The 12760-nt window shown below is 46.0% G+C and carries 10 protein-coding genes; 7 read left to right on the plus strand and 3 right to left on the minus strand.

Translation table 11 applies throughout. The annotated features are described in order from the left end of the window. Window positions 1-182 precede the first annotated feature (182 nt). Window positions 183-827: a hypothetical protein gene (locus TSUB_RS17625; protein WP_159064831.1), complete on the plus strand. Its 645-nt coding sequence runs from the start codon at window positions 183-185 to the stop codon at window positions 825-827. A 43-nt stretch (window positions 828-870) separates the two neighbouring features. On the opposite strand, the gene TSUB_RS17630 is transcribed toward TSUB_RS17625, so the two are convergent. Then, a complete protein-coding gene (locus TSUB_RS17630) occupies window positions 871-1314 on the minus strand; it encodes an Lrp/AsnC family transcriptional regulator (RefSeq protein WP_087018245.1) in 444 nt (147 codons plus the stop codon). A 218-nt stretch (window positions 1315-1532) separates the two neighbouring features. On the opposite strand from TSUB_RS17630, the gene TSUB_RS17635 reads away from it, so the two are divergent. Beyond that, window positions 1533-2123, plus strand: a complete 591-nt coding sequence (locus TSUB_RS17635; RefSeq protein WP_087018247.1) for a LysE family translocator — start codon at window positions 1533-1535, stop codon at window positions 2121-2123. Between the two features lie 48 nt (window positions 2124-2171). Here TSUB_RS17635 and TSUB_RS25260 read toward each other — a convergent pair whose 3' ends face one another. After that, on the minus strand, window positions 2172-3068 hold the full coding sequence (locus TSUB_RS25260; RefSeq protein WP_343231786.1) for a GNAT family N-acetyltransferase: 897 nt from the start codon (window positions 3066-3068) through the stop codon (window positions 2172-2174). Between the two features lie 425 nt (window positions 3069-3493). Further along, window positions 3494-5230: a gamma-glutamyltransferase gene (gene ggt, locus TSUB_RS17650; protein ID WP_087018249.1), complete on the minus strand. Its 1737-nt coding sequence runs from the start codon at window positions 5228-5230 to the stop codon at window positions 3494-3496. Window positions 5231-5545: 315 nt separating this feature from the next. On the opposite strand from ggt, the gene TSUB_RS17655 reads away from it, so the two are divergent. From TSUB_RS17655 to TSUB_RS17675, 5 genes are all read left to right on the plus strand, one after another. Further along, window positions 5546-7525, plus strand: a complete 1980-nt coding sequence (locus TSUB_RS17655; protein ID WP_087018251.1) for a putative ATP-dependent zinc protease — start codon at window positions 5546-5548, stop codon at window positions 7523-7525. Between the two features lie 538 nt (window positions 7526-8063). Beyond that, on the plus strand, window positions 8064-9239 hold the full coding sequence (locus TSUB_RS17660) for a patatin-like phospholipase family protein (protein WP_221274628.1): 1176 nt from the start codon (window positions 8064-8066) through the stop codon (window positions 9237-9239). A gap of 206 nt (window positions 9240-9445) precedes the next feature. Next, window positions 9446-10531 carry a baeRF10 domain-containing protein gene (locus tag TSUB_RS17665; protein WP_087018253.1) on the plus strand — a complete coding sequence of 362 codons (1086 nt, stop codon included), beginning with the start codon at window positions 9446-9448 and terminating at the stop codon, window positions 10529-10531. Between the two features lie 119 nt (window positions 10532-10650). Next, window positions 10651-11238 carry an HD domain-containing protein gene (locus tag TSUB_RS17670; protein WP_087018254.1) on the plus strand — a complete coding sequence of 196 codons (588 nt, stop codon included), beginning with the start codon at window positions 10651-10653 and terminating at the stop codon, window positions 11236-11238. A gap of 610 nt (window positions 11239-11848) precedes the next feature. Continuing rightward, a complete protein-coding gene (locus TSUB_RS17675; protein ID WP_087022718.1) occupies window positions 11849-12739 on the plus strand; it encodes a LysR family transcriptional regulator in 891 nt (296 codons plus the stop codon). Window positions 12740-12760 lie beyond the last annotated feature (21 nt).

A 12760-nucleotide genomic window follows, 5' to 3' on the forward strand; every position in this document is an offset into this window, starting at 1 on the left:
AATATGGCGATGTTACGGGCTGTTTTCGATAATTATCCCAACTGCTTCGCACTCCAATGATATTTATCAGATGAATACCTCAAGCTTTGTTAATTTGTGATGAGTTAATTAAGTAAGTTTATGTATTTGCGGGGTTTTGTTGTGCTACATGGCGCCCCAGCATTACATTAAGAGAGGAATCTATGATCTTTTTTGGAACAAGGGGCAAGGTGATTAATGGCCCAGTACTAGAGGGGGTTAAATGCCCTCACTGCGACCATGATCAGTTTGCGACCTTTGGTGTCGCTCGGTACTTTCACCTCTATTGGATACCCACTTTCCCTACAAGTACTGTCACCGACATGGAGTGTTTGCATTGTAAGAAATCAGTGATGGACAAAGAAATGCCAACTGAGCTTCGTAAAGAGGTGAAAGCGCAGGTATGCGCAGGGAAAAAACTGTGGTGGCGGTATGCTGGGGTCATGTTGATAGCAACCGCAATTGGTGTCGGTACGATTAATGCCAAGGTTGAAGATAGCAACACAATAGACTATCTCAAACAACCTGTTGCGAATGATGTTTATCTTTCTGACTTTACCCTGTTGTTGGACAATATTGAGCCTGGCTACAACTATGGTGCAATGCGAGTTAAACATGTCACGGCCAATGAAGTAGAGCTTGAACTCAGTAAGTTCGTTTACAACAAGCGTTCAGGTGTACGCGAGGATATTCGTAATGGCGAAGCGTATGATGATGCCTACTACAGTGAAGATATGATTTACCTCGACATCCCTGAGCTTCAGCAATTGAAATCGGATGGTATTGTCTTATCTGTGACGAGGCAGTAGCGTCGAAAAAACTGCCTCAAGTTGATGCACTTGAGGCGGTTTTTTATTGCCTGTCATCCTTCGGTGAGCCCATCACAACCAGCGTGGAGATGGCGTTGACTTGGGGAATCTCTCCCAAAATATCGGAATGGAATCGTTTGTAGCTGACGAGATCTTTGGTTTCGACACGCAATAGGTATTCACTTGCGCCGGTAATATTGTGGCATTCAGTCACTTCGACAGCATCGAGGATACTGTCTTCGAAAGCGAGTTGAGAGTGCTTACTGTGATTGTTGAGGCCGACCGTCACATAGGCAATGAAGCCAATACCCGTTTGCGTCGGATCCAGAATGGCTCGGTATCCTTTGATCACGCCTTTACGTTCAATTTCTTGTACTCGGCGTAGCGTGGCAGAAGGGGAGAGACCCACTCTTTCGGCGAGGTCGACATTGGAGAGTCTGCCGTTTTGTTTTAATTCTTGCAATATCCTTTCGTCAAATCTGTCCATAGTGAAATTTCGTTGCTTCTGTTGTAATCATTAAACAAAAATAGGTGAAAAATTGATGCGGGATCGACGTAATATACTATTAATAGCTCGATAACTTAAGGCAGAACAGGGCCCTGCTTTCTGTTTCTTTTCAATGGTATCGCTTATGCGACACCCATAGCGTTGCTGATAATCGCGGTGGGGTTGCGAAGGCGATCGTGTATCTCAAGGAAATAGAAATGGAATATCAACACATTTTGGCGCTACTGACTTTTGCTTTTGTTTCAACCGCTTCACCGGGGCCAAACAACATTATGCTCATGACGTCTGGTGCCAATGTGGGTGTGAAACAGACCGTACCGCACATGGCGGGCATCGTAATAGGTTTTGCGGTGATGGTAATTTTGGTCGGGGTCGGTTTGATGGGGATGTTTACCCGTTACCCTATGCTTCATCAAGGGATGCAGTTCGTCAGTATTGCGTATTTGGTCTACTTAGCGTGGAAAATTGCGCGAAGTCGTGCAGAGGCGCAATCATTTGATGGTTTTAAACCAATGAGCTTTATCGCTGCGGCAAATTTCCAATGGGTGAATCCTAAAGCATGGTCAATGGCGATAACCGCAATCAGTGTCTATAACGTGACAGCAAACTGGCAAGGAGTACTTTTAGTCTCACTGGCCTTTACTGTGGTCAATGTACCTTCGGTGTTGATTTGGACAGTCGCCGGTAAACAGTTGCAGTTGTTACTAACGAATCCCAAACGTATTCAAGGCTTCAACTACAGTATGGCCGCCTTGTTATTGATTGCGGTGTTGCCCATGCTTGGGTGAGTGAAGTGAAAATAGCCACGCAAAGTGGCTATCTTTGTTGAATATCAATCACGCATCGATGTCGTAAGAGAAGTGATGAGAGGCGATTTTAAAGCCTTCGCGCAGATAAAACTTATGCGCATCAAAGCGTTGAACACCGGAATCCAAGTGCACTTGTTGACAATGATTGTCTTTGGCGTAGGACTTGATCCAATCGATCAGTAGTTTGCCTGCACCCCTGTTGCGGGCTACTTCATCCGTTATCAAATCATCAACGTAGATAGCGCGTCCCCATGAGAGCTTTTGATTAATCGCAAAGCCCGCCACACTGATCACCTTGTCGCTATCTTTGACATAAACCAGTTGATAACCCAGCTCACGTTGCACTTCGATCAGTGCTTTGAGTTCTTCGGCACTGTATTGAGGGCGTAATTGCAAAAGGAGCGGGATCAGCGGATCAATTTCTTCCGTTTTCGTAAGGTGAGTAACGTGCATCTGCGTGGAACCTAATAAATCCGATAACTGTTTTATTTGCGCAAAGTCCGCTGGAGGCGTCTCTGTTGGGGACAACCAGAAGGCGGATAAACCTGCATTGAGTGCAGGCAATACATCTTTCTCGACGTTATCACCGACCATGGTGACTTGAGACGCATCGAGGTTTAGCTTTTCTAGAATGGTGGGGAAAAAGTCAGGGTGAGATTTGTCGAACCCTAAATTTTGGCGGCAAAAATAACCGCGGATAAATCGATCAAGGCCGACTCGGGCGAACGCCGCACGAATGTCTTCCTCAGTGGAATCAGCGGCATTGGTTGCTACATAAAGAGAATGTGACTGTGACAGGGCTTGCAATGTCGCTTCGGCACCGGGCATGGCTTCGACAGTATCCCAATGACACATCTTTCCTGGTTGATCGACAAAATCACGCATCAGCGTGTCTCCCCAGTCAAACAAGTATACTTGTGTCATGCCGACTCCCTGTTGGCGTATCGCATTGAAGCTACCCATACGAACTTGGTGATTCGGTAGCTGTATGAATGCAACGAGATCAATCTATTTGATCTTCAAATGATTTCGATTACATGTAAGAGAGTGTAATTTATCACTTATCCAACAAAATAATGCGCTTTTTTAGGGCGGTTTTGACCGATTTTTGGGAGCAGGGTAACAAAATGGGTGAATTTAGGGGTAAATGACTGAAAGTTTTCGCCGATACAATTCGTTAACTTCTCATTTCTTACTAATGAGACATCTGTTTATAGTGAATAAACGGTGTTGCCCATAGCGCGATTTCAGTGGATCTTACTCCAAGTGTGATAATGACAAAGGGCAGCACGATATGCTGCCCTTGATCGCAATGAGTAGAACGTTCTTATCACGATGATCAGAGTGTACTACTCACCCATTGCGATGCCTTCTCGGCGAGGATCCGCAGCCCCGACAAGCCCCTTTCCATCAAGCAAAATCGCTTGTAAACCCGAGTTGAGATCGCGCACATTGACTTTAAATCCCATGGTTTCTAACGGTTCGAGGAGATATTCCGCCGCTGTGCCGGCTTCAATGTCATAGGTGCCGAATCGGTTTAGGGCATGAGGTGCAGAAATCGCTTGTTGGATGTCCATGTCCCATGTGAGGTGACGGATCAGCGCATTGGTGACATAGCCGATTATCCGTGAGCCGCCCGGTGATCCAATCGCCATGTAGGGCTGATCATCTTTCATAACAATGGTGGGCGCCATGGATGAACGCGGACGCTTACCCGGTTCGACGCGATTCGCGATTAAGTGACCAGTTTTTACGGGTGCAAAGGCAAAGTCGGTTAGCTCGTTGTTGAGTAAAAAGCCGTTGCTCATCAAGCGAGAGCCAAAGCCATTCTCTATCGTGCTGGTCATCGAAACAATGTTGCCTTTGGCATCGATAATGACGATGTGTGTGGTTGAGGGGAGTTCGATCGCTGGTAGGGTTTGGCGGGCAACAGGAGTTTGCCATGGGGGAGACCCTGCCGATACGTCGGTTAGCGCCTTACCTTGGTTGATCAAGGCAGCACGAGACTTGAGGTAATCGGGATCGAGTAGTCCCTCAGGCATAGGCACAAAGTCAGTGTCTGCCATGTAATTCCCTCTGTCAGCAAAGGCGAGGCGAGAGGCATCCCCGATGATCTGCCAACTGATGGGATTATTCGGCCCCAAGGTTTTGAGATCAAACTGACTGACGATGCCAAGGATCTGGCCGATTGTCAGTGCGCCTGAACTTGGGGGACCCATTCCGCAGATTTCGTATTGTTGATAAGGCGCACAGATGACGTCCCGTTGCTTAATCTCGTAAGCGGCGAAGTCCCGTAGCGCTAATACTCCCGGGTTGCCATCCGCATGTTGAACTCGATGCACAATGTCTCTGGCTATCTGTCCATGATAAAACGCGTCAGCCCCTTCTTTCGCAAGCTGAGTCAGAGTCTTGGCATAGTCAGGGTTTTTAAGTCGGTGCCCTTCAGCTAACGGCTGCCCTTCTGCGGTAAAGAAGTAAGCCCGCGTGTCGGGATACCGAGAGAGTCGTTTTTGGTCAGCCGCAATCGCACCCGCTAGACGAGGTGATACTTTGAAACCCTGTTGCGCGGTTAGCAAAGCAGGTTGAAGGAGTTCTGCCCACGGTTGATTGCCATACTGTTGATGGAGATCGGCCATGAGTTTGACCGTACCGGGTGTTCCCACAGAGCGTCCACCCACTACGGCGTCAAAAAAGGCCAGAGGCTGCCCTTTGTCATCCAGAAAGAGTTCGGGAGTCGCCGCGAGGGGCGCGGTTTCTCGCCCGTCGTAACTGGTTAGTTGCTGCTTCTCTGCGTTGTAATAGACGAGAAAAGCCCCACCGCCTAAACCGGAAGACTGAGGTTCTACGAGACCGAGCATGGTTTGTACGGCGACCATGGCATCAATGGCACTACCCCCTTTCTTTAGCACCGCATAACCTGCTTCGGTAGCAAGTGGGTTAGCAGAGGCCACCATAAATTGACTTGCGTTGACAGCTTGCTTGTCGCTGACGCCACTACTGAGTTCAGGGGCGATGTCATCGGCAGCTTGTTGAGCGAAAACATTGGCACTTAGCAGGGCCAAGCTGAGTAACGTGCGCTTTTGCATCAAACTTTCCTTATTGTTATGTCTACACTCAAGCATCTTGAGGTTGCTTGAACTTAAGTAAAGTGCGAATAAAGTCAGTTTTTCAACACTCCGCGCGCTTTTGCAACTTTAGTTGTGATGTGCTGTCCATTAACTGTCTGAATGTATTCGTAGGGCTAGTGGCATATCTCAAGGGTGATAATCATTGATTTGGTCAAAGGCTACTCTTACCATGTGCGCCCTTCGGCTAAGCCAATAGTTTGGTTCAATTCGATTATACTCAAGCATCTTGGGTTGGCTTGAGTGTATTTAAATTTTTCTGATGTGGAGAAGGTTTTGGAGAAAGGTTACTGGCGAACACTGGCATTATCGTTAAGCCTGATCTGTGGCGGGCAGACGATGGCTGATGAAGCCCCACTCACTGAGCAGCAGACAGGAACAGTAAGCGATATGACAGCAGATAACGCTTTAACTTCGAAGAGCGATAAGCCGCCTAAGCAGATGGAGAGTGAGGACCGTCTGTTTGCACACCCAACCGAAATTGATGACAGGCTGGTGCTGGGTCGTACTGAACTCGTGGAGTTCAACGATGTACCGGCACTCGCAGGTGTTGGCTTTCCAGCTAAAATCGACACGGGCGCAGATTCAACATCGATTCATGCAGAGAATATCCGCATCATTCCTCGCGAGGACATCTACGGTGATTTAGAAGGTGATGCATTGATTGAAGCGATCATTCACGAATATAACAAAGTACGAAAAACTGAGTTGCGTGATCGTGAAGACATTACCGATATCGAAGTGGAGTTTGATATCCCTCATCCTCATACTGGAGAAAAAGTGACCTATCGAGCGCCGTTATTGCGAGTCGCTTTAGTCAAGTCTCGAGACGATGATAGTCACCTTTACCGACCGGTTGTTGTCATGCCAATGACCATCGCGGGTATGAGTGTTGAAACCGAAGTCAACTTGGCCGATCGATCAGGGTTCTCCGTCCCTATTTTGATCGGTAAGACCTTCTTGCGCGGTAATGCATGGGTCGATGCAGGTTATGACTATTTGCAACGTCAATCTTCTGCGCGGGTGATTGGTCGAAAAGAGCGGGCGAAAATTCATGGAGAAACGCTCGAGGTCAGTTTTTCATTGTCCAATCGATATAGCTCGTTGCACGCTGAAAATATCGAGATTGATGAAGAAAAACAGCAAGTTCGTTTCAACTTAAATGCGGAAGACGCGAGTCATCAACCACTTACTGTGCCGCTCGTTCGTATGGTGCCATTCAGTGATGGCCGTAAACCCTTGGTGTATGTGCCAGTTCAGTTTGGCGCTGATGCAGAGGTGGATCATATCCAAGTCTATTTGACCGATCGCTCCTCAAGTTCTTCTCAGCTCCGTTTGGGGATAGAAACTTTAAATCGCTTCTTCATTATTGACTTGTCGAAGTCATATTTGACCGATGACGGGTTAAAAACCATCACAACCTGGGCAGATGAAGCAGACCTTTTCGTGATTAGTCCCAAGGAGCAGATCAACATTGAAGGTATCCCTGTGCTGGTGGAACCAACAACAATGATGCGGACGTCTGTATTGACGGTTGCGAAAGCGGAAGAGGTGGCAAACAGTCATGTCGCCTTTACTTTAACGGATGTTGATCATAACGAACATGCGTTGACGTTACCGATTGAGTCGCGACTGCAAATTGGTGAAACCGCGCGCGTCACTGTTGAGCCTGAGCTTCAGTTTGATGGCCATGCGTTAGTTCGACGGTTGGCGCTGCAAGAAAGCGAAGATGCCGTATCGCGTTTGTTGATTTCGCCAACGATTATCGATGCGCCTTTGCTCGTGAACACACGTTCAGAAGGTTTGTTAAAGAAAACATCGCCTATTGAAGCGGGCTACGTTGAAAAAGTGATGATTGATGATCTCACTTTTCCTGCCAAGTTAGATACTGGCGCTGACGTCAGTTCTTTAAGTGCAACGGATATTGAGTTGTTTGAGCAGGATGGCAAGACTTGGGTGACGTTCACCTATCAAAATGCCCAAGGTGATGAGAAGGTGTTCACGGAGAAGGTTGTGAACAAGATGCGTGTACGCCCTCGACCAGGAGAACAAGCTACCGTACGTCCGGTGATTCGGATTAAAGTGAGAATGGGGGATGTGGTTGAATCAATCAATGTCAATCTGCGTGATCGGTCTGACTTTGAATACAGCATGATCCTTGGCCGTAACTTCCTGAACAATAATATTGTCGTCAGCAGTGATGAACGCTTTATTTACTCAAACCACCTCAATATGCGGGATTCAGAAGCAGACTAGCGCGTTGAGTTCAAGGCAAAGGTGTGAAGGAATGGCTTCCCTTTCGAACACCTTTAACGCAGAAATCGGGGTGCTAGTTGCTTCCCGAAGGGCGAGCTTTCTAGGCTCGCCACCTTTGTTACTGCTTTTTGATTTAGCCCACTCGATCTTCAAAGCAGTGCCTCGATGGCAAACCTAGAAATTCTCGCTGTACAAGCATCTTGAGGTGGCTTGAGTATATATACCAACGAGGATTGAGAGCATATTCTGTCGGGACGGCGGTTAAAAATAGATCGCCAAGCATCATTAGTGGGCTTGAACGCAAAGGGGTATCAGTGAGACTGATGCCCCTTTTTTGTTGTTTCAGGATAGCGTTGGTCTCCAGTACCCGTCATGTTGTCTTATCTTTGCACAATGCTTCACGCGCTATTCAGTGACCATTTAGCTATACACGATAGTATGTAATTAGTTTCATTGGTTATGCCGCTCTCCTGACGCTCGAATGCAGACATTAAGCGGATATCGTTTGGGTTTATATGAGTGGAAAGAGAGGATTAACGTGTTGAGAAATTGTCGTGAAATAGGGGCAGCACTATTGCTACTGATCTTGACGGGATGTGCGACGCCAGAGCGTCATTCACATCAAAGCAGTGAGCAAATGGCACCGATGGCCGTTGAGGGGATCCGTTTTTGGGATGAAAAAATGGTAAGTGATAGTGAACATGTTTACGTCGAGGAGATAAAATCCGCTCTGCAGTATCGCCGGGAACAGCAGGGTGAAGCTGGTATCAGTGCGCTTGCGTTGTCTGGAGGTGGAGTCAATGGGGCTTTTTCGGCTGGGATACTGAATGGCTGGACAGAGCGTGGTGATCGTCCGGAGTTTGATGTTGTGACAGGCATCTCGACGGGCGCAATTGTATCGATTTATGCCTTTCTTGGTAGTGATTACGATGAGAAATTGACGAACTACTATACTCAAACTCCGCTTGAATCGATGTTTCGGACTAATCGTTGGTTAAAGGTACTGTCGCAGCGGGCATTTTTGAACACGCAAGGCTTTGAAGATCAAGTCAGAATGGCGATTGATGAGGCGACCATGTCAGCTTTAGCAGCAGAGCGCGCTAAAGGTCGACTCTTAATCATTGGAACGACTAACCTAGATAATCAGAAACTGGCACTTTGGGATATTGGGCGTATTGCACAGTTGGGGACACCCGAAGCGCAAACGCTAGTGCAAGATCTAGTCATTGCTAGTAGCTCTATTCCGGGCGCTTTTCCAGCGAAGTTGATCTCTGTTACTGACAATGAATCCGTCTATCAAGAGCTGCATGTCGATGGTGGGATATCTCGACAAGTCGTGTTTGCACCGCAATGGTTTAACATTGAAGAGCGTGCCAGTTCGTCGCCGCAACATCTTTATGTTATTCGCAATGGACGGTTGATTTCTCAGTATGAGGAAGTCGGACTGTCACTGTCAGATATTTCTGAACGATCGATCTCTACGTTAATTCTTAATCAAGGCATCGGAGATGTAGAGCACATATATCATTTCGCCCAACATCATGAAATAGATTTTCATTTGGCACACATCAACGAAGATTTTAATCCCAAAGAAGAGAACAGTTTTACGCCAGAATATATGTGGGACTTGTATGACTATGGTTTTCAAAAAATAAAAGCAGATCAGCTGTGGCAGGCAATACCACCAAGTCTATCTCACCGAGAAGCACCATAAGAAACCAACAGTAGACCTGTACTAAGCCTGAATACGTTTGTGCTCAGGCTTTTTGTTTTATGTAAGTTTTAAATTGTTGTTTTATTGAGCTTTGTGACTTTGATCGTCAGGCGGTATAAAATAATTTAAAAACCTTTGACTCTAGTGTTGTTCCAGACTTTATATTCTTCATCAACGAAAACATACGACGTTTATTTGGGAACGATATGAAAAACATTCTTCAAGAAGTATTTGAAACACTACGTGACTTTCTCTCTGTTAACTCTCCAGAGCAGAGTCATATGTTGACGGTTTATGCCAACTTGGACCAAGCTAATCCGCTTAATCGTAAAGAGCGCCCAGCGTGGTTGATTGAATTAAAGAATACTTTCGATAACTTATCGGAAGAGCAAAAAAACGCATTAATGACATTTGATGGTGCATCGCTAACATGGAACGGTATTGAAGAGCAGATTATTTCAACGTTGGAGCAACATGAAGCCAAAGGTCGCTCAGTTGTTGTTTTTACGGACCTGTCAGATACCGTGGTGATTGATTTACCATTACCGGTAAAGACTGGCGTCTACTACGGTATTCCGCAAGTGAAACATATGCTGTCTCAATTACACCGCTACGGCCAGTACTTGGTTGTTCTATTCTCGGAGCGTGAACACCGAACCGTCTTCGTGGATGTGCCGACGTTAGTGTCTGAAGGGACATTGCAATCTTCATTGGGCGAGGGAATCTTCTTGCGTCCTGGCGGCAACAAAACACGTACTCAGGCATCTGAGCGTCGTAATTTGGATACCGAACGTCGCATGTTGCGAGAGGCAGCAGGTGAAATCAATGACTATTTCATGGATGAGCCATTGTTTGACCGTATTGTGTTTGGCGGTAACTTAAAGATTGCACACGGCGTTAAAAATAACTTACATCATGCAGTTGCCGAGCAGCTTGTTTCAATCGAGCCAATTCCGTTTGATGCAACCGATGAGCAGTTGCGAGAAACAGTATCAATCCTTGCGGACGAGTATGAAGCCGTGCATGACCTTGCGTTGATTCAAGAGCTTATTCTACGAGGTGAAACCTGTGGTCGAGCGGCATCAGGCATGGATGAAGTGATGGATGCGTTGCAAAACGGGCAAGTACGTAAGCTGTATCTGCCTTATCCAATGGACGCCGATGATTTTGATACTTTGCTGATTGAAGCGGTATTGGAAAATGTCGAAGTAGAACTCGTTCATGGCATAGCGGCAGAGACACTTCGAGAGATGGGTGGAGTAGGCGCAGCACTTTACTACGTCATTCGTTAATTACACGTAAAATACCAATAAAGCTCGCTAATTCAATTAGCGAGCTTTTTTGATCGCAAGGAGAGCGAATTGACTCGAGCTCATGTGGTTCGAATATAACAATCATAAGAGGTACGCTAATGGATAAATTAGAGAAACAGCTAGGCTTCGTTCATGAGCTGGATCGTTTAAAAGCCGTCTATCGTCAGACATTCATTAAGTCAGAAAACAATCGTCGAGAAAACAGCGCTGAGCACAGTTGGCATGCTGCATTAATGGCACATGTACTTGTTGAACATGTGGTTGAGCCCGTTAATTTGCAGCGCGTGATTTTAATGTTGCTGATTCATGATGTGGTCGAAATTGATGCCGGCGATGTGTTTGCGTTTGCCGATGCAGAAGCTATTGCGCATCAAGCAGAAAAAGAGCTGAATGCGGCAAATCGACTATTCGGACTATTGCCAAACGTGCAGTTTGACGAGTTGAAATCACTTTGGATAGAGTTTGAAGAAGCGAAGACGCCGGATGCGCGTTATGCCAATGCGATCGATTGTTTGTTACCCGTGATGCAGAACATGGCAAACGAGGGAGGAACGTGGTCAAGACGAGCCGTAACCAAAGCACAAGTCGTCGCGAGAAATAGCGAGCTAGAAACGCTGTCACCTGCGCTCTGGACGTACTTTACCGAGCAGGTGCGTATTGCGGAAGAAAAGGGGTGGTTAAGTTAATCCTTCCTTTGTCTGCATCGATTGCGCCATGCCAAGCAGTGTTTGAGGATCATGCGTCATGACGTTCTTCTCTGGAAGCAAAAACAGGGGTAGAAAGTATGAGTAAGGCCGTTGCGGTTAGTCTCAAGTGTGTTGTTTCTCATTAATTTTCTCTTTATTCCAAAGCTGAAGTTGAACTCGATTATTATTGCAATTTAAGAAATTGAAAATACCCTAATGCGACATTCGATAATCGACTTGAGAATTTTAGAATGGCGTTTACCTCATATACAGGACAGGGAGGTGATAATGTTCGGTTACAACTCTTGATATTTACTAATATTACTATACTCAAGTTACCTCAAGATGCAGGATTCAGAAGCGGTCTAGCGCGTCGAGTTCAAGGCAAAGGTGTGAAGGAATGGCTTTCCCCTTTCGAACACATTTAACGCAGAAATCGGGGCGCTAGTCGCTTCCCGAAGGGCGAGTTTTCTAGGCTCGCCACCTTTGTTACTGCTTTTTGATGTAGTCGACTAGACCTTCAAAGCAGTGCCGCGATGGCAAACCTAGAAACTCTCGCTGAACAAGCACCTTGAGGTAACTTGAGTATATAAGGAAATGAGGTGGGGTCATGAAAATAGACAGCTTACAATTATTCGTTGATGTTGCAGAGTTAGGAAGCTTTTCTGCGGTAGCAAAAAAGCTGGATTTACCAAGGGCAAATATCAGTCGCCGAATAGCTGATATAGAAGCTGCGCTAGATGTGACTCTCTTTATACGGTCAACAAGACAGCTGAGTTTAACCCCGCTTGGTAGGGCTTATTACCATGATGTTAAGTTGGCTCTTCAAGCGTTTAATACCGCATGTAATAACCTTAAAAAAGTGAACCTCTCACCTTCAGGTAAGATTAAAATTGGCTTACCTCCAACTGCTGAGCGTAGTACGGTGACGCTGATAACACGTTTCCTGAAAAACTACCCAGATCTCGATATTGAAGTGCTCTATACTCATAATTGCTACAAAGACTTCTGCGAACAAGGCCTTGATATCGCTTTGCATATGGGAACGATGCCACCATCGGATCTAATTGCTCGTAGGGTAATGTCATACTCAAAGCGAATTGTCGCTAGCCATGATTTTATTCATCAGTTTGGTAAACCTAGTGATATTTTTCAGCTATCAACTATGCCTAGTGTCTGTTATAGATTGCCTGATGGGACTTTAGAGAATAAGTGGGACTCAAACTTTGGTGTTGTTAATGTTAAACCTGTCATCACGACCAACAGTGTAGATATGATGCTACAAGTCATATTAGAAGGCCAAGCGTTTGGTCTTATGCCCGATATGTTCTCATCTCCCTATGTTGATAAGGGTAAGCTAGCGGTCTTATTGCCCTCACTTACGATGCCGGAAAGCGAATTATACATTGTGTATCCTCAAAAAAACTCTATATCTTTAGGAGCCAGTTTTTTAATTGAGTATCTATTGGCGGAGATTCCAAAGGCTGTGGAATTGTCATGATTTCCGTGACGCAGAACTATA

It is taken from the genome of Thaumasiovibrio subtropicus, assembly GCF_019703835.1.
Classification (GTDB): domain Bacteria; phylum Pseudomonadota; class Gammaproteobacteria; order Enterobacterales; family Vibrionaceae; genus Thaumasiovibrio; species Thaumasiovibrio subtropicus.